The following is a 16,784-nucleotide window of genomic DNA, read 5'->3' as shown; positions in this document are numbered from 1 at the left end:
CGGTCGCCGGTCTATAGTCGAAAACTAGCAGTGCTAATTAATAGGTGCTGCACCGGTCCGTGCTGATCCACAGCGTCGTAGGTCAGGAGTCCCAGCCGTGCGTCCCGTCCACTTCGCGGCCGCCCGCCGCACCCCCATCGGCAAGCTGCGCGGAGCCCTCTCGTCCGTCCGCCCCGACGACCTGGCGGCGACCGTCATCCGCCACCTGGTGGCCGGTGTGCCCGCCCTCGACCCGGCCCGCGTCGACGACGTCTACTGGGGCGCCGCCAACCAGGCCGGCGAGGACAACCGCAACGTCGCCCGGATGGCCGCCCTGCTCGCCGGGCTCCCCGACTCCGTGCCCGGCGCCACCGTCAACCGGCTGTGCGCCTCCGGACTCGAAGCGGTCACCACCGCCGCGCGGACCATCGCCGCGGGCGAGGCCGACATCGTGATCGCGGGCGGCTCGGAGTCCATGAGCCGCGCCCCCTTCGTCCTGCCCCGGCCCGACGAGGCCCTGCCGCAGCGCATCGAGACCCACGACACCCGGCTCGGCTGGCGGCTGGTGAACCCCGCCATGAAGGAGCTGCACGGTCTCCTCGCCATGGGCGAGACCGCCGAGGAGGTCGCCGCCCGCCACGGCATCTCCCGTTCGCGCCAGGACGAGTTCGCCCTGCGCAGCCACCGACTGGCCGCCAACGCGCGCAAGAACGGCCACTTCGACGACGAACTGCTGCCCGTGGAGCGCCCGGACGGCGTCCTGGTCGAGCAGGACGAGTGCGTCCGCGAGGACACCTCCCTGGAGAAGCTGGCCAAGCTCAGGCCGGTCTTCCGCGCGGACGGCACCGTCACCGCCGGCAACGCCTCACCGATGAACGACGGGGCCGCCGGTCTGCTCCTGGTCAGCGAAGAGGCCCTGGACGAGCTGGGCCTGGAGTCCCTCGGGCGGTACGTCGCGGGGGCCTCGGCCGGCGTCCACCCCGACGTGATGGGCCTCGGCCCCGTCCCCGCCACCCGCAAGGTGCTGGGCCGGGCCGGCTGGGCGACCACCGACCTCCAGGAGGCCGAGTTCAACGAGGCGTTCGCCGCGCAGGCCCTCGCCTGCGTCGACCAACTCGGCATCGACCCGGAGCTGGTGAACCCCACCGGCGGCGCCATCGCCCTCGGCCACCCCCTCGGCTGCTCGGGCGCCCGCATCCTCACCACCCTGCTGCACCGCATGCGGCGCACGGACGCGCGGCGCGGGCTCGCGACCATGTGCGTGGGCGTGGGGCAGGGCAGCGCGGTGCTGGTCGAAAGGCACTGAACCACGCGCAACGGGGCCCCCGAGAGGGGATCGCCAGTACGAGCCGCAAGGAAACGGAGCAGTACCCCATGGCAACCCTGTCCGTCGCCGCCATCCTCGCCGAGAACGCCCGGCGCCGCCCCGGCAGGACCGCCCTCGTCGAAGGCGACCTCCGGCTCACCTTCGCCGAGGTGTGGCAGCGGGCGCTGGCACAGGCAGGCGCCCTCGCCGGCCTCGGCGTACGGCCCGGCGACCGGGTGGCTCTGATGGCCCCCAACACCGCCGACTTCCCGGTCGCCTACTACGCGATCGCCGCGGCCGGCGCGGTCGTCGTCCCCGTGCACCTGCTGCTCTCCGCCGAAGAGGTCGAGCACGTCCTGAAGGACAGCGGCGCCACCCTGCTGCTCGTCCACCCGGCCCAGGCGGACACCGGCCGCGCCGCCGCCGGCACCGCCGGCATCCGGGCCCTCACCCTGGGCGAGGAGTTCGGCGAGCTCGCGGCCGACGCCGAACCGCTGCCGTCGTACGTCACCCGGGCCGCCGACGACCCGGCGGTCGTCTTCTACACCAGCGGCACCACGGGCGTCCCCAAGGGCGCCGTGCTGAGCCACTTCAACCTGGTGATGAACGCGACCGTCAACGCCTTCGACGCCAACGACATTCGGCCCGACGATGTCGCACTCGGCGCGCTGCCGCTGTTCCACGCCTTCGGCCAGACGGTGTCGCTCAACTCCACCTGGCGCGCGGGCGCCACGCTGGTGCTGCTGCCCCGCTTCGACGCCGCCCGCGCCCTCGCGCTGATGGTGCGGGAGGGCGTGAACACCTTCCACGGCGTGCCCACCATGTTCGTCGCCCTCGCCGCGGCGGCCGCCGACGCCGCGCGGCTGCCCGAGCTGCGCGTGTGCGTCTCCGGCGGGGCCTCGCTCCCGGTCGCCGTACTGGAGCGGTTCGAGGCCGCGTTCGGAACGAAGATCTACGAGGGGTACGGCCTGTCGGAGACCTCACCGACCGCCACCGTCAACCAGCCCGTGTTCGGTACCAGGCCCGGCACCATCGGCCACCCCCTCTGGGGCATCGACGTGGAGATCGCGCGCGCCGAGCCGGAGGGGCGGATCGACCTCCTGCCGCCCGGCGAGCTCGGCGAGGTCGTCATCCGCGGCCACAACGTCTTCTCCGGCTACCTCGGCCGCCCCGAGGCCACCGCCGAGGCCGTGGTGGACGGCTGGTTCCGCACCGGCGACCTCGGCACCAAGGACGACGAGGGTTTCCTGCGGATCGTCGACCGCAAGAAGGACGTCATCATCCGCGGCGGCTACAACGTCTACCCGCGCGAGGTCGAGGAGGTCCTGGTGCGCCACCCGGAGATCGCCCAGGTCGCCGTCATCGGCCTGCCCGACGAACTGCACGGCGAGGAGGTGTGCGCCGTCGTCGTCCCGGCGCAAGGCGCCACCCCCGACGCCGCCGCGCTCACCGAGTGGTCCAAGCAGCACCTCGGACGGCACAAGTATCCGCGGCGCGTGGAGTTCACCGACACGCTGCCGCTCGGACCGAGCATGAAGGTGCTCAAGCGGGAACTGCGGGCGCGGTACACGGGCCGGTAGCGCACCGGCACCGGCAGCGGGTCCGGCGTCCGGCCCGGGGACCGGCCGGCGAGACGCCGCTTACGCGCGACGCTTGCGTGCGCATAGCATCGGTTGCTCCATGAACACGATGACGCTCTGGCACCTCTCGGGCCGGCAGTTCGCCGCGCTCGCCGCCGCCGCCCTCCTCGTAGGCTTCTCCAAGACCGCCGTGAGCGGCGCCAACACGGTCAGTCTCGCGGTCTTCGCCGCGGTCCTGCCCGCCCGGGCCTCCACCGGCGTCCTGCTGCCCGTCCTGATCGCCGGCGACCTGCTCGCCGTCGCCACCTACCGGCGGCACGCGCACTGGCCCACGCTGTGGCGGCTGTTCCCCGCCGTCGCGGTGGGCGTGGTGGCGGGCACCCTGTTCCTGGTGTGGGCCGACGACGGGGTCGTACGGACCTCGATCGGCGCGATCCTGCTGCTCATGGCCGGGGTGACGGTGTGGCGCCGGCGGACGGCCGGGACCCCTCTGGCGCCGGACGCGGTCACCACCCGGGCGGGCCGCGTCAAGGCAGGCTCGTACGGTGTCCTCGGCGGGTTCACCACCATGGTCGCCAACGCGGGTGGACCGGTGATGTCGCTGTACCTGCTCTCCGCCGGCTTCCGCAAACTCGGTTTCCTGGGCACCTCGGCCTTCTTCTTCCTCATCGTGAACGTGTCCAAGGTGCCGTTCAGCGTCGGCCTCGGCCTGATCGACCGCCGCTCACTGCTCCTGGACGCCGCGCTCGCGGTGTTCGTGGTGCCCGGTGCCCTGTTCGGCAAGTGGGCGGTGCACCGGATCGACCAGCGGCTCTTCGAACAACTCGTGATCGCGGCGACCGTCGTCGGCGGCCTGCAACTGCTGCTCCGCTAGGCCGTGGAGGGCGGCCTCCGCGGCGCCGGCTGCGTGGCCGGGCCGGTGGGTACCCGGGCGGGCGGCCGGCCCGTACGACCTCGTACGCTCACCTCCATGCCCGCGCACGTGCTGATCCTCGGCGGCACCACCGAGGCCCGCCGCCTCGCCGTGGACCTCGCCGCCCGCCCCGGGGTCCGCGTCACCACCTCCCTCGCGGGCCGGGTCACCCGGCCCGCGGCACTGCCCGGCGAAGTGCGGACCGGCGGCTTCGGCGGCCCACAGGGGCTCGCCGACTGGCTGCGCGCGCATCAGGTGGACGCCGTGGTGGACGCCACCCATCCCTTCGCCGAGGCGATCACGGCCAACGCGGTCCGCGCCGCCCGCGCCACGGGTGTCCCCGCCGTCGTGCTGCGCCGCCCAGGCTGGCGGCCGGGCCCCGCCGACCGGTGGTACGACGTCCCGTCCCTGGCCGGGGCCGCCCAGGCCCTGCCGGGCCTGGGCCACCGGGTCTTCCTCAGCACCGGGCGCCTCGGCCTCGCGGCCTTCGCCCACCTGCAGGGCCTGCACTTCGTCGTCCGCTCGGTCGAGCCGCCCGAACCGCCCCTGCCGCCGGACACCCGGGTCATCCTGGCCCGGGGCCCCTTCACCGTCACCGACGAGACGGAACTCCTGCGCGCCCACCGCGTCGACGTCCTGGTCACCAAGGACAGCGGCGGCGCGGCCGTCTCCGCGAAACTGACCGCCGCCCGCGACCTCGCACTCCCCGTGCTCGTCGTCCGCCGGCCACCGCTGCCGGAGGGCGTACAGGCGGTACCGGACGTGGCGGGGGCCCTGGAGCGGCTGGGCCTCGCCGCGGGACCGGACCCCGGGGAGGGCCGGGAAGGGCCTGGCTGACAGGTGCTCCCGGCCGAGCGTGCGTCTGGCTGAGCGGTCGCGGGGCACGGCTGCGGGGCGGTGCGGGTCGGGCGCCGGGCGGCCTTCGGGAGGGGGGGGGCGACGTGTGCCGATGGCGGGCGGCGCCGGTGCGACCGGCGCGGGCGGGACCCGGCCCGTGGCAGTGCCGGTGGCCACAGGCGCGGGCGGGGCCCGGCCCCTGGCAGTGCCGGTGGCGGCGGGTGCGTGCGGGCCGGTCGGTCGGTGCGGGTGGTGGCGGGGTGCCGGTCAGTCCTTCGCGGGGTGGCGGCGCAGCAGGTACGTGTCCATGATCCAGCCCTTGCGTTCCCGCGCCTCCGCCCGCAGCCGTTCGATGCGCGGACCGGCCTCGGCGAGCGGCCCGGAGACGAGGATCTCGTCCGGCGTACCGATGTAGGCACCCCAGTAGATGTCCATGTCCTCGTCGGCGTACCGCCGGAAGGCCTGGTGGGCGTCCAGCATGACGACCACGTCGTCCACCCCCTCCGGGAACCCCTCGGCCAGCCGCCGCCCGGTGGTGATCTGCACCGGCCCGGCGACCCGGTTCAGACCCGTGCGGTGCCGGGCGACCAGCGCGGAGACGCTGCTGATGCCGGGTATCACGTCGTACGCGAACTCCACCTCGCCGCGCTCCAGCACCTCCTCGAGGATGCCCAGCGTGCTGTCGTACAACGCCGGGTCCCCCCACACGAGGAAGGCGCCGGTGCCGTCCTCGTCCAGCTCCTCGGCGATCAGCTGCCGGTAGATCGCGGCGCGGGCGCTGCGCCAGTCCCCGACGGCCGGCGAGTAGTCCGCCCCACCCGCCTTGCGATCCCGGTCCGGGTCACGGGCCTGCACCACCCGGTACGAGCCCGCCGGCAGATGCGCGTCCAGCATGTCCCGGCGCAGCCGCGTCAGATCGCTCTTCACCTCGCCCTTGTCGAGCAGGAAGAACACGTCCGTGCTCCGCAGCGCCCGGACCGCCTGGAGGGTCAGCTGGTCGGGGTCGCCCGCGCCGATACCGATGACATGAATCTTTCGCACGCTCCGAGTCTGCCGCATGCCGCCGACAGCGCGTCCACCGCCTCCACACGCTCCGCGACGGCCTCCCGGTCAGGGGCCCAGCCGGGGTGCCTCGGCCCGAGCGTCCACCGGTGCCGAGCCGTGCTCGACCCGTCCGGCCAGCTCCCCGGCCCACCGGGTGAGCCCCGGCAGGTCCATCCCGTACGGCCGGTCCTCGCCCCGCCCGGTCTGCCATTCCCCGACGGCACGCGCACCCCGCCGCAGCAGGCGGGCCCCGCCCAGGGCGTTCCCGCGGGCCGCGTGGGTGAGCCCCACGGCCAGCTGGGCCAGCCCCCGCCACAGCGTGCGCTCCTCGGGCGGACCGGACTTCCAGGCGTCCTCGAAGACCTCGTGCGCGTGGAACGGCCGCCCCTGCGTCAGCAGCGCCTGCGCTTCGCAGACCGTTTCCCGCGGCGTGCGTACGAGCCCCTCCGGCTGCCGGGGCACCCCCTCGGCGCCGTACGGCAGCGGCCGGCCCAGCCCGTCCCGGGGTCGCGCGTTCCGGGCCCGCCCTTCCACGTCCCGGTCCCTGGCATCCGATCCGTCCGCGTTCGTCATACGGCCGATTGTCCCCCGTTCCGCCCGGGCCTTCTTCGGCGTGTTCCGCGGCGTGCGGTACAGTGCTGTCCGCACGATCACGCGGGGCACCGCGAGGGAGAGCAACGGGACGTGGCGCAGCTTGGTAGCGCACTTGACTGGGGGTCAAGGGGTCGCAGGTTCAAATCCTGTCGTCCCGACTCGTGAGAGTCGCAGGTCAGGGCCGGTTTCGGAGACATCCGAAACCGGCCTTCGATCATGTTCGGGAACCAGGTGGGGACCAGCCCTGCTCATTCCGCCGCACGGCCCGAATCTCTCCGGGCGCTTCGTTGCGGAGACCACGAGCGCCTTTCCGGGGAGACATCCGCAGGCCGCCTCCCGGCTGCGGCCCGGCTCCACGAACGCCGTCCACCCTTGCGCAGGACGACGCGGGCGTCCTTGGTCTCCCGAAGAGGTCGGTTTCCCGAAGAGGTCGGAAACCGGTCGGTGCGCTGGGTCCTGCTCCACCTGTTCGAGGGACCCGGGCCTGGATCTTGCTGTCGCCGGCGTGACCCCGGCGTCCGAGCCGTTTCGGACAGCTCGCCGTCCCCCGACGGCTTGCTTGATAACCTGTGGCGATGGACGAGGTGTTGGACGAGGGACCGTTCTTTCACGGAACGAAGGCCGACCTGCGGGTAGGAGATCACCTCACCGCCGGATTCCGCTCGAACTACCGGCCCGAAATCGTGATGAACCACATCTACTTCACCGCGTTGCGCGACGGCGCGGGGCTCGCCGCCGAGCTCGCCGCCGGCGACGGGGCCCCGCGCGTGTATGTCGTCGAGCCGACCGGGGAGTTCGAGAACGATCCGAACGTCACCGACCGGAAGTTCCCCGGCAATCCCACCCGCTCCTATCGCAGCAAAGAGCCGCTCCGGATCGTCGCCGAGGTCACCGACTGGACGCGACAGACACCCGAAGCTCTCCAGATGTGGCGAGACCGGCTGGCGGCCATCCGTCTGGATGATCGCGCCGAAATCATCAACTAAGGCTGTTTCGAGATATGTTGGCGCCCAGCCCGGGCCGCCGCCCGCACTCCGACCGCGTCAGTGGTTCCGCCAGGACCCCGTGCTCGCCACCACCGCGCCACGGCGCGCAGGAGCGGATCGTGCGCAGTCCGGGGGCGGGGACGTCGATGACGAAGGTCCAGGTGCCGTGCTGAGTCGTGGGGCAGGGCTGGTTCCGGAGGCGTCCGAGACCGGCCCCTGATCGTTCACGGAGGGCGGACGGGAGCCGTCGCCGTCGAAGCTCTTCTCAGGAACCGTCCGGGGGGAGGCGGTTCAGGGCTCTGCGGAGCCAGTGCGGGGTACGGGCCCGCACATGGCGACGGGCTCGTGCACGGACTCTGGCTGCCAGCAGCAGGGCCCGGGCAGCGGCCGGCGTCGGATCGGTCAGGTCCGCCGTGAGGGTGACTTCGACGCCGCCGTTGTACAGCGCCGACAGGTTGTAGATGAAGGTGCACAGCGTCGCCAGGGCCGTGCCGAGGACGACTTCCATGGTGACGACGCCGAGGGTCGTGAACAGGAAGGCGGTCAGCGAGGGTGGAGTGCCCGGCGCCATGACTTCCAGCATCATCCACAGGACGAGCGCGGTGGCGGTCACGACGGCGCCCAGGCCGGCCAGGAAGAGGAAGCTCATCACCATCACCGACCAGGGATCGCCCTCGCGCACACGAAGCCGGATCGTCCCTGGACCGGGCGGTGGAGTCCCACCAGCCGGCGGGGGACGATGTCCCGCACCGGCCCCGGCCAGGGGGCGGCCGGCGGAGACGGCACGTGGTGACGCGGATCCGCCCTGCCTCCCCGGCACGTGGGGCTTGCCGGGGCGGGTACGGGGCTGCGTCCGGGCGTGATCCTCGTCCGGCCGTATCGCACGTCCCAGCTCGGCGAACCGTCTCTCGCGCGAGCGCCGGCGGCTGTCACGTCGCTTCCCTGTCGCCTGCGGGTGGGCAGTACTGCGGGGCCTGGGCTTGCCTCGGCTCATGCTGCTTGCACCCTCTCGCGCAGAAACGGACCTGCGTACACCGCCGAACGGTCATGAGGTTCGGCGGATCATCCATTCGACGGTATGGGCCCCCTTGTGGTGACGCACCTCCAAAAGGAGGCCTCCGAGCACGGGGCACGCCGCGGCGGAGGAACGCAGGGCACAGTCATCCACCGGCCTCCTGGTGGCGGCCTGGGGCGTCACAGGACTGCCCGGGGTTCAGGGCCGAACGGGTGTACAGCGAGCGGAGTGGTCCGCGGACATTTGCCGCCGGCGGTGGAGGGCTGCGCCGCTGGCCGCTCAGTGCCTCAGGGCCGCCGTGCCCGCCGCCGGGGTGACGAGTGCCGCGCTGCGGTACGTGCAGATGCCCAGGGCGAGCAGCCAGTAGCTCAGGGCGGCCCCCATCAGCGCGGTCGTGCCCCAGCCGTTCGCCGCGTAGAAGAACGCGGGGTCGTTGCCGAAGAACAGCGACGGTACGAAGGCCAGATTGAGGCCGGCCAGGACGTACGCCGAGCGGCCGGTCCAGCGTGGCAGCAGGCGGGTGCGGGTGACGGCGTGGCCGACGGCGGTCAGGAACAGCGCCAGCACGAGCCGGGAGATGGATCCGTAGAGGATGTAGGTGCCACTGACGTCGATGGTCGGGTCGATCGGATGGTCGACGGCGATGACCGCGCCCGCTTCGAGGCCCATCGAGACCAGGGTGACCGTGGCGTACACGAGGCCGGTGGCGAAGGCGAGCGAGCCGGCCCATTCATGGGCCGGGGCGACCCGCTTGACCAGCTCACGGAACGTCGTCATGAACACGATCAGGCAACCGAAGGCGATGATCCCGATGAGCAGCCGCGCCAGGACATCGGCGTCCGGCGGCGGGCCCGAGTAGAGGAAGTACAGCGGTACCTGGACGATGAGGGCGACCGCGGCGCGACGGCGGCGAGGCCGGTCAGACGCCGGGCGAGTGCTTCGGACATGGGATCCCCCGGGTTCTCGGTGCGGCGGCTGGCTGCCGGCGGCCGCGAGCCGGAGCTCGTGCCCGCCGAGACCTGAAGCCTGCCGTTCCCGGGCCGCGCGGTCCCTGGGCCTGAGTACCGGCTCGCGGTGTTCCGACCACCACCCCTGCGGGTGTACCTCCACCCGGACGCCGCGCTACCGCTCTCCGGGCCTCCGCCGACACGGCGGAGCCCCGCCGGCGAACACCCGTGCGGCGGGGCTTCGTCGAACGCGGGTCGCGGTCAGGGTGCCACGGCTCGGCCGGTCTGCGGGGAGATCCGGCCGGCGCACAGACCCCTGCCCGCCAGGGTCTGTGCGATGCGCGGGACCGCGGCGAGCGTGTTGGCCGGCCATTCGTGCATGAGGATGATCTGGCCGTTGGTCAGCCGGGACGCGGCCTGCACGATCGCGTCGGTGCTCGCGCCGTTCCAGTCCTGCGAGTCGACGTCCCAGACGATCTGGGTCAGGCCGTACTTGGCCTCGACCGCCTGGAGCGTGGCGTTGGTCTCGCCGTAGGGCGGCCGGAACAGTTGCGGCGTGCCGCCGCCGGCCGCGGCGATCGCCTGCTGGGTGCGGGACACCTCGGAGTCGATCTGTGCCTGGCTCTGCTGGGTGAGGTGGGGGTGGGTGTAGCTGTGGTTGCCGATCCACATGGCGGCGGCTGCTTCGGCCCGGACCTGGGCCGGGTAGGCGGCGGCGTACTGGCCCTCGTTGAACATGGTGGCCCGCAAGCCGTTCTGCCGCAGGGCGTTGAGCAGGGCGGGGGTGTGGGCGTTGGACGGCCCGTCGTCGAAGGTGAGTCCGACGTATCCGGCGCAACCGGCGGCGTGCGCCGGGGTGGTTCCGGCGGCGGCGGTGACGGTGCCGGTCACGGCCGTCGCGGCGACGGCCAGGATGGCCAGCAGAGGGCGGTGTGCGGCGCGCATGCGGATGGGTCCTCCTCGTGGGGGGCGGCGTGAGCGAGGTGGGGGAGCGGAGAGCGGGCGGGGACGCTCAGCCGCTCATCGTGATGTTGGAGTTGCCGCTGCTCTGGTATCCCTCGGTGGCGAGGATCATGTAGTAGCTGAAGCTGCCCAGCCGCATGCCGTAGCGGGCCCAGGCGTCGAAGTGGTTGCCGGTGGTGATGGTTCCGCCCGTCCTCCGCGACTGCCGCACGCTCCAGTACTGGTTGAAGGTCCTGGTGCCCTCCACGGAGGGGGCGTTGTACCGCGTCGTCTGGTAGACGTCGTAGGTGCCGCCGTCGCTGGTGATCGTGCCCTTGTAGGTCCCGGTGGGCCGGTAGGTGCCCCAGTTGTCGACGATGTAGTACTCCACGAGCGGGTTCGAGGTCCATCCGTACAGCGACAGGTAGCCGTTGCCGGACGGGTTGAAGCTGCCCGAGTACTGCACGTTCCTGCGCCCGCCGTTGCTCCAGCCCTTGCCCGCGACGAAGTTCCCGCAGTTCGTCCACGAGGTGCTGTAGTTGCCGCCGGACCCGAGGGTCATGGAGACCGAACCGCCGCCGTCGGTCCAGAACGAGTAGTAGAAGCCGTTGTTGGTGCCGGTCTGGTTGGTGGTGATGGTCGTGGCGGCGTGGGCGGTGCCGGGCAGCAGCAGCCCGGACGCGGACGTCGCCAGCGCCAGAGCGCCGGCACGGTTGATGAACCCCCTGCGGCTCATCGCGCGGTCGAGGGCCTTGTCGTTGTCCATGTGGTCGCTTCCTCCTGGTGAGCAGTACGGGGTGAGCGCGAGTGCTGGGTGGGTGCTCGGTGACGCGTTGTGGCATGTACACGCCAACACGAACGGCTGAGCCGTCCGGCGCCTTGCGAGCTGGGGGAGGGGTTCGATTGCTGGAGAGTATGCGCCGGGCCGGAAACGGCGGTCAATGCGTCCGTTTCCGAAACTTCACCGAAACTTCGACGGAGCCGGCCGGGTCCGGTGTCGAAAGATTCGGACACCCCTCGGAAGGGGGGTCGAGGGGTCATGGCGGCCTCGAAGGCCCGTCGCCGGACCGGCTGGCCGATCTCCACGGCACTGCACGGCGTCCGGCGACCTCTGCCGTAACGGTTGACGGAGAGGGTGGGGCTGCCTACCGTGTCGCAACACTCGATATGTATACCGAATCTTTCGAAGGTCCTTGAGGAGTGCTCGTGAACCTCTCCGACTGGTCACGCGTCACCGCCGCGATCTCCCGCCTGCGACGAGGAGTGCCGGCCGAAGCGGGCGTACCGGGCACCTGAGTCGGAACTGGCGGGCCGGGCACGCCCCCGGACCGCCCACTGAGGCCGAGGGGGGCCGTTGCCGACGCGGAACCCGAGCCGGGACGGGGGCGTACGGCGACTACGGCGAGCCGGGAGGCTCGTGCAGGATGTCCCGGGTGATGTCGGCCAGTGACCTGCCCGTGCCGAAGGCTTCGGCGCGCATCAGGGCCAGCGCGTCCTCGGGCGTCAGTCCCCGGGCGGCCACCAGGGCACCGACGGCCCGCGCGGTGTCGAACCAGTGGGCGCGGACGACGTCGACCGGCTCCCAGGCAGGGGCCCGGTCCCCGGTGATGATCACGTCCCGGGTGGGCAGGAGCGCCGCCGCCACCGCGTCGGCCACGACGGACGCGTGCTCCAGCGCCTCCTCGTCCAGGGCGTGGGGGCGCAGCGCGAGCAGGTCGACGGAGCCGAGGACGTAGTCGCCGAAGAATACGGGCAGCGCGTAGACCGACTCCACCTGCGGCAGTTTCTCCCGCATGGCGGCTCCGAACAGCGGCCAGGGCGTCACCGCGCCGCGCAGCTCGTCCAGCGCCACGGGCTCGCCCCGGTGCGCCGCCGCGATGCACGGTCCCTCCAGCACGGTGAACTGGATCTCCTCCAGCAGCAGCGCGGCGTCGTTCGAGGCGGCGAGCAGCTGGCGCGAGGGCGTGTCGGTGAGCAGTGACAGGGTGGCGCCGTCCATCCCGAGTCCCTCGGACACCGCCGCGCACACCCGCCGGGGCACCTCCGTCAGGGGCGCCCCGTCCGCGGCCTCCGCGACCATCCGCGCCGCCTTCGTCACCTCGGGTGTCATCCCGTCCTCCGTGACTCGCGGGGGCGGGGAGCGGGGGCGGGGGAGGGGGAGGGGTGCGGCAGGGCGCGCGCCGCGGGCGGGCCGGGCCGGGGACACCGCCGGCGCGCCGAGGGCGCCGGCTGACGGGGGCGGACCATGTCCATGGAGTACCCGGCCCGGCCGCCGGCACGCCGTGGCTGTACGGGGCCGGTATGCGGGTAGCCGGTAGGCCGACAGACACAGACGGCCGAGTCGGTACAGACAAGGATGATCGTGGACGGACGTTCGCTTCGCGCGGTGGGCTGGGCACGCTCGCTGCCGCTCAACAGCCAGGTCAAGACGGCACGTGACTGGGCACGCTCCCATCTGGACGAGCTGGGCTGGTCGGACACCGCCCCCGAAACGGCGGACGACGTGCTGCTGGTCGTGTCCGAGCTGGTCACCAACGCACAGATCCACGCGCACAGCACCGCGCAGCTGGTGATGTCCTGGGACAGCGACTGCCTGCACATCGCGGTGCACGACACGTCGCCGGAGCTGCCGTCGCCCCGGCAGCCCGACAGCCTCCAGCCCGGCGGGCGGGGCATCCTCCTCATGAACGCCCTGGCCGAGAGCTGGGAGGCCCGGCCCTGCCCGCACGGCAAGACCGTCATCGCGTGTTTCCGGCCTTCTTCGCCCGGGGACGACGGGCACCGCGCAGAGCGGTGACCCCGGCGAGCAGCGCGCCGACGGCGAGCACGACGAGTCCCCGCAGCCACACCCGGCCCTCGATCTGCGTGGCGAGCAGGACGCAGGAGGCCGCGCCCAGTACGGGCAGCACCGTCGGGGCCCTGAAGTGCCGCTCCTCGCCCGGGTCGCGGCGCAGTGCGAGCACGGCGATGTTGACCATGAGGAAGACCACGAGCAGCAGCAGGACCAGGGTGGACGCCAGCGTGGCGACGCTCCCGGTCAGCGCGAGGACCATCGCCGGGACGGTGGTGGCCGCGATCGCGGCCCACGGGGTGCGGCGGCCCGGCAGGACCGCGGTCAGGGGCGCGGGGAGCAGCCCGTCGCGGGCCATGCCGAAGGCGAGCCGGGAGGCCATGATGCCGGTCAGGAGGGCGCCGTTGGCGACGGCCACGAGCGCGATCGCGCTGAAGAGGCGGACGGGGACGCCGCCCGCCTCCTTGACGACCTCCAGCAGCGGGCCGCTGGAGGCGACGAGCCGGCCGGTCGGTACCGCCGCCGAGGCGGCGACGCCCACCAGGACGTAGACGGCACCGGCGGTGGCCAGGGCGCCGAACAGCGCCCGGGGATAAGAGCGGCGCGGGTTCCGGGTCTCCTCGGCGACGTTCACGGAGGTCTCGAATCCCACGAACGAGTAGTAGGCCAGCACCGAGCCGCTGAGGAGGGCGGTCGCGGCGCCCTTGTCCGCGGTGCCGAGCCGGGTGAGCCGCCCGGTGTCGCCGTCGCCGCGCAGCAGCAGCCAGGCGCCGAGGACCACGATGAGCACCAGTCCGCCCACCTCGATGACGGTGGCGACGGCGTTCGCCCGGGTGGACTCCTTGATGCCGCGCGCGTTGAGCAGGGCGAGCAGGGCGAGGAAGACCACGGCGACGAGGCCCACGGGCAGGGACACGAAGGCCGACAGGTAGTCACCGGCGAAACCGCGGGCCAGGGCGGCGACGGAGACGATACCGGCGGCGAGCATGCAGAACCCGGCCAGGGAGCCGGCGAACGGGCCGAACGCCCGCGTGGCGTAGTGGGAGGCGCCGCCCGCCCGGGGGTACTTCGTGGCCAGCTCGGCGTACGAGGCCGCGGTCAGCATCGCCAGGACGAGGGCGACGAGCAGCGGTGCCCACACCGCTCCGCCCACGTCGGCGGCGATCTGGCCGACCAGCACGTACACGCCGGCGCCCAGGACGTCCCCGAGGATGAAGAAGTACAGCAGGGGGGTGGTGAGGGCCTGCTTGAGGGCCGGACCGCCCGGGGCGGTCTCCGGTGCCTGTTCTCTCGCTATCGACATGTCGATCCGTGTCCCCGCCGGCACGCGAACCACGCCTGTCCCGTGCGGCCGGTGCGGGCCGCGCCCGCCCCGCCGGCGCGAGTTCAGTCCCGCGCGGGCGGTGCGGCGGTGCTCTGGCGCACCACCAGATGCGTGGCGAGCTCGATGCGCAGGGCGGCCTTGCGGGGATCCGCGGGCCGCAGCAGCATCCGGGCCGCCTCCTCGGCCATGCGCCGCAGCGGCTGCTGCACGGTGGTGAGCGGCGGGCTCGACCACCGGGCCGGCGGTACGTCGTCGTACCCCACCACCGACAGCTCCCGCGGCACGCTCAGGCCCAGCACCCGGGCCGCCTCCAGGACGCCCAGCGCCTGGAGGTCGCTCCCGGCGAAGATCGCCGTGGGCCGGTCCGGGCGGCGCAGCAGCTCCAGCGCGTGCTCGTAACCGCCCTGGACGTGGAAGTCGCCGAAGCGCACCAGCCGCGGGTCCGGTTCCAGGCCCGCCATCGCCAGCGCGGAGCGGTACCCGTCCAGCCGGGCCAGCGAGCACATCAGGTCCTCGGGGCCGGTGATGATGGCGACGCGTTCGTGGCCCTGGTCGGTGAGGTGGCGGGTGGCGGCCAGCCCGCCGGCCCAGTTGGCCGAACCGACCGACGGTACGTCGGGGTCGGGGTCGCCGGCCGGGTCCACGATGACGAACGGGATGGCCCGGGACCGCAGCCGCCGCTTCACGGCCTCCGGCACGGTGGAGAAGACCAGCAGCACCCCCAGGGGCCGGCGGCGCAGGACTCCTTCGATCCACTCGGGTCCGGGCGCCTGCCGTGTCCCGCTCTCGGTGAGCGCGACGGTGGCGCCGCTGCGCTGGGCGACGTTCTCCACGCCCCGGATCAGCTCCATCGCCCAGACGCTCTCCAGTTCGTGGAAGACGATCTCGATGAGCGGGGCCGGGGGCGGCCCCGGGGTGCGCCGGCGGTAACCGTGGGCCTCCAGCAGGCGCTCGACCTTGTCCCGGGTTGCCGGGGACACATCCGAACGACCGTTGAGGACTTTCGAAACTGTCGGAAGGGAGACGCCGGCCTCTCTGGCCACGGCTGCCAGGGTCACTCTGCGGCCGACCTCGTCTTCTGCGCCCATGGCCGCAGCATAGGGCATGGCGCCCGATAACGGTTTGGCCGCGTGCGTGCACGACCGTTGACCATTTCTCCGCTCTGCTCCTAGTGTCCAGCCGCAGGACTTTCGGCTTTGCTACCGAAACTTTCGGAAGGCGGATGACCATGCGTACACGGATGCCCCGGGTGCTCGCCTGCGGCGCGACGCTCGCCCTGGCGGCGAGCCTCGCCGCGTGCGGAGACAGCGGGGGAGGTTCCTCGGACGACGGCAGGATCCACGTACTGGTCTACGGGGACGCCAGCAACAAGGTCGAGAAGCGGATCGTCGACACCTTCAACCGGACGTCCGACGTCAAGGCCGTCCTCGACACGATCCCCGGCGCCGACTACCAGCAGAAGCTCCAGACGATCATCAACACGCCGCAGGCGCCGGACGTCTTCTTCAACTGGGGCGGCGGCAGCATCCAGCCGTTCGTGCAGGCCGGTCTGCTGATGCCGCTGGACGACTTCGTGAAGAAGAATCCGAACCTGGACGACAAGTTCCTGCCCGCCGTCTACAACAGCGCCGTCATCGACGGCAAGCCCTACGGCATCCCGATGCGCGGCACCCAGCCGGTCCTGCTGTTCCACAACAAGGACGTCCTCGGCAAGGCGGGCGTGGACCGGCCCGCGACCTGGAACCAGCTGCTCGACGCCGTCAAGAAGCTCAAGTCTGAGGGCACCACCCCCATCGCCCTCGGCGGCGGCGACCAGTGGCCGACGCTGATGTGGTTCGAGTACGTCTACGACCGCGTCGCCGGCCCCCAGCTGTTCCGGAAGGCCCTGGACGGTGACAAGGACGCCTGGGCGAGCGCCGACAGCCGCAAGGCGCTCGGCATGCTCCGGGAGCTGGTCGACGCCGGCGCCTTCGGCAAGAACTACGACTCCGTGAAGTACACCAATGGTGCCTCGCCGGCGCTGGTGGCCCAGGGCAAGGCCGGCTTCGAGCTGATGGGCTCCTGGTACTACGCGCAACAGCAGCAGGACGCCAAGGACTTCGCCGCCAAGGGCCTGGGCTACAGCTCGTTCCCGGCCGTCCCCGGCGGCAAGGGCGACCCGTCCGACGTCGTCGGCAACACCAACAACTTCTACTCGGTGCTGAAGAAGACCAAACACCCCGAGGCCGTCGCCCGGTTCCTGAAGCTGATGTACTCCGACCAGTTCGTCAAGGCCCAGCTCGCCATCGGCAACCTGCCGACCACCACGAACACGCCGCAGTTCCTCGGCACGTCGGCCAGCCCCGCCTACTCCCGCTTCCAGTACGGCCTCGTCGCCAAGGCGAAGTCCTTCCAGCTGTCGTGGGACCAGGCTTTCCCGCCGTCGGCCATGACGCCCATCCACCAGGCCGTCCAGCAGTTCTTCGACGGGCAGCTCGACACCGACGGCTTCATCAAGGCCATGCAGGCCCTCCCGGCCGAGTGAAC

The 16,784-nt window shown here is 72.3% G+C and carries 15 protein-coding genes, 1 tRNA gene and 1 pseudogene; 8 read left to right on the top strand and 9 right to left on the bottom strand.

The window, feature by feature from the left end:
* The first annotated feature begins 97 nt into the window (after positions 1-97).
* The 4 genes from ACGFT1_RS32495 to ACGFT1_RS32480 all read left to right on the top strand — a co-directional run bounded on the left by ACGFT1_RS32495 (position 98) and on the right by ACGFT1_RS32480 (position 4,615).
* A complete protein-coding gene (locus ACGFT1_RS32495) occupies positions 98-1,285 on the top strand; it encodes an acetyl-CoA C-acyltransferase (RefSeq protein WP_373912566.1) in 1,188 nt (395 codons plus the stop codon).
* Between the two features lie 68 nt (positions 1,286-1,353).
* Complete coding sequence (locus ACGFT1_RS32490; protein ID WP_373912565.1) at positions 1,354-2,865, top strand: long-chain fatty acid--CoA ligase; 1,512 nt, start codon at positions 1,354-1,356, stop codon at positions 2,863-2,865.
* Positions 2,866-2,965: 100 nt separating this feature from the next.
* Positions 2,966-3,739 (top strand): sulfite exporter TauE/SafE family protein, encoded by a 774-nt coding sequence (locus ACGFT1_RS32485; protein ID WP_373912564.1) that lies wholly within the window; start codon positions 2,966-2,968, stop codon positions 3,737-3,739.
* 96 nt (positions 3,740-3,835) lie between these two features.
* On the top strand, positions 3,836-4,615 hold the full coding sequence (locus ACGFT1_RS32480; protein WP_373912562.1) for a cobalt-precorrin-6A reductase: 780 nt from the start codon (positions 3,836-3,838) through the stop codon (positions 4,613-4,615).
* Positions 4,616-4,882: 267 nt separating this feature from the next.
* Here ACGFT1_RS32480 and cobF read toward each other — a convergent pair whose 3' ends face one another.
* Together cobF and ACGFT1_RS32470 are read right to left on the bottom strand one after the other, a co-directional pair.
* Positions 4,883-5,656: a precorrin-6A synthase (deacetylating) gene (gene cobF, locus ACGFT1_RS32475; RefSeq protein WP_373912561.1), complete on the bottom strand. Its 774-nt coding sequence runs from the start codon at positions 5,654-5,656 to the stop codon at positions 4,883-4,885.
* Between the two features lie 69 nt (positions 5,657-5,725).
* Positions 5,726-6,232 carry a DUF309 domain-containing protein gene (locus ACGFT1_RS32470; protein WP_373912560.1) on the bottom strand — a complete coding sequence of 169 codons (507 nt, stop codon included), beginning with the start codon at positions 6,230-6,232 and terminating at the stop codon, positions 5,726-5,728.
* Positions 6,233-6,337: 105 nt separating this feature from the next.
* On the opposite strand from ACGFT1_RS32470, the gene ACGFT1_RS32465 reads away from it, so the two are divergent.
* Positions 6,338-6,411: transfer RNA gene (locus tag ACGFT1_RS32465), tRNA-Pro, on the top strand.
* Positions 6,412-6,828: 417 nt separating this feature from the next.
* Positions 6,829-7,239: an NAD(+)--rifampin ADP-ribosyltransferase gene (gene arr / locus ACGFT1_RS32460; RefSeq protein WP_373912559.1), complete on the top strand. Its 411-nt coding sequence runs from the start codon at positions 6,829-6,831 to the stop codon at positions 7,237-7,239.
* A 265-nt stretch (positions 7,240-7,504) separates the two neighbouring features.
* On the opposite strand, the gene ACGFT1_RS32455 is transcribed toward arr, so the two are convergent.
* The 5 genes and pseudogenes from ACGFT1_RS32455 to ACGFT1_RS32435 form a co-directional block, all read right to left on the bottom strand.
* Positions 7,505-7,921 (bottom strand): DUF3566 domain-containing protein, encoded by a 417-nt coding sequence (locus ACGFT1_RS32455; protein WP_373912558.1) that lies wholly within the window; start codon positions 7,919-7,921, stop codon positions 7,505-7,507.
* Positions 7,922-8,533: 612 nt separating this feature from the next.
* Positions 8,534-9,201 (bottom strand): annotated as a pseudogene (locus ACGFT1_RS32450) (hypothetical protein).
* Between the two features lie 261 nt (positions 9,202-9,462).
* Positions 9,463-10,146, bottom strand: a complete 684-nt coding sequence (locus ACGFT1_RS32445) for a polysaccharide deacetylase family protein (protein ID WP_373912557.1) — start codon at positions 10,144-10,146, stop codon at positions 9,463-9,465.
* Positions 10,147-10,213: 67 nt separating this feature from the next.
* Positions 10,214-10,909, bottom strand: a complete 696-nt coding sequence (locus ACGFT1_RS32440) for a glycoside hydrolase family 11 protein (RefSeq protein WP_373912556.1) — start codon at positions 10,907-10,909, stop codon at positions 10,214-10,216.
* 630 nt (positions 10,910-11,539) lie between these two features.
* The gene (locus ACGFT1_RS32435; protein ID WP_373912555.1) at positions 11,540-12,253 is read right to left on the bottom strand and encodes a GAF and ANTAR domain-containing protein; all 714 of its coding nucleotides are present in this window, start codon (positions 12,251-12,253) and stop codon (positions 11,540-11,542) included.
* Positions 12,254-12,505: 252 nt separating this feature from the next.
* Between ACGFT1_RS32435 and ACGFT1_RS32430 the strand changes: the two genes are divergently transcribed.
* Entirely contained in the window at positions 12,506-12,940 is a 435-nt protein-coding gene (locus ACGFT1_RS32430; protein ID WP_373912554.1) for an ATP-binding protein, read from the top strand.
* On the opposite strand, the gene ACGFT1_RS32425 is transcribed toward ACGFT1_RS32430, so the two are convergent.
* Complete coding sequence (locus tag ACGFT1_RS32425; RefSeq protein ID WP_373912553.1) at positions 12,882-14,237, bottom strand: APC family permease; 1,356 nt, start codon at positions 14,235-14,237, stop codon at positions 12,882-12,884. The genes ACGFT1_RS32430 and ACGFT1_RS32425 overlap by 59 nt on opposite strands.
* 83 nt (positions 14,238-14,320) lie before the next feature.
* Complete coding sequence (locus tag ACGFT1_RS32420) at positions 14,321-15,346, bottom strand: LacI family DNA-binding transcriptional regulator (protein ID WP_373912552.1); 1,026 nt, start codon at positions 15,344-15,346, stop codon at positions 14,321-14,323.
* Between the two features lie 134 nt (positions 15,347-15,480).
* Here ACGFT1_RS32420 and ACGFT1_RS32415 point away from each other — a divergent pair, with 134 nt between their 5' ends.
* Entirely contained in the window at positions 15,481-16,782 is a 1,302-nt protein-coding gene (locus tag ACGFT1_RS32415; RefSeq protein WP_373912551.1) for an ABC transporter substrate-binding protein, read from the top strand.
* Positions 16,783-16,784: the final 2 nt, after the last annotated feature.

This window comes from Streptomyces sp. Y20, from assembly GCF_043195475.1.
Lineage (GTDB): Bacteria > Actinomycetota > Actinomycetes > Streptomycetales > Streptomycetaceae > Streptomyces.
The sequence above is the reverse complement of the archived record's forward strand: the minus strand, read 5'-3'. Positions and strand labels throughout refer to the sequence as shown.

Bases quoted from the DNA above. Each gene is read 5' to 3' on its own strand.
- ACGFT1_RS32490 (WP_373912565.1), top strand. From the start codon at position 1,354: ATGGCAACCCTGTCCGTCGCCGCCATCCTCGCCGAGAACGCCCGGCGC.
- ACGFT1_RS32435 (WP_373912555.1), bottom strand. From the start codon at position 12,253: ATGACACCCGAGGTGACGAAGGCGGCGCGGATGGTCGCGGAGGCCGCG.
- ACGFT1_RS32420 (WP_373912552.1), bottom strand. From the start codon at position 15,346: ATGGGCGCAGAAGACGAGGTCGGCCGCAGAGTGACCCTGGCAGCCGTG.
- ACGFT1_RS32480 (WP_373912562.1), top strand. From the start codon at position 3,836: ATGCCCGCGCACGTGCTGATCCTCGGCGGCACCACCGAGGCCCGCCGC.
- ACGFT1_RS32425 (WP_373912553.1), bottom strand. From the start codon at position 14,237: ATGTCGATAGCGAGAGAACAGGCACCGGAGACCGCCCCGGGCGGTCCG.
- ACGFT1_RS32485 (WP_373912564.1), top strand. From the start codon at position 2,966: ATGAACACGATGACGCTCTGGCACCTCTCGGGCCGGCAGTTCGCCGCG.
- ACGFT1_RS32445 (WP_373912557.1), bottom strand. From the start codon at position 10,146: ATGCGCGCCGCACACCGCCCTCTGCTGGCCATCCTGGCCGTCGCCGCG.
- ACGFT1_RS32440 (WP_373912556.1), bottom strand. From the start codon at position 10,909: ATGGACAACGACAAGGCCCTCGACCGCGCGATGAGCCGCAGGGGGTTC.
- ACGFT1_RS32415 (WP_373912551.1), top strand. From the start codon at position 15,481: ATGACCATGCGTACACGGATGCCCCGGGTGCTCGCCTGCGGCGCGACG.
- arr (WP_373912559.1), top strand. From the start codon at position 6,829: ATGGACGAGGTGTTGGACGAGGGACCGTTCTTTCACGGAACGAAGGCC.
- ACGFT1_RS32470 (WP_373912560.1), bottom strand. From the start codon at position 6,232: ATGACGAACGCGGACGGATCGGATGCCAGGGACCGGGACGTGGAAGGG.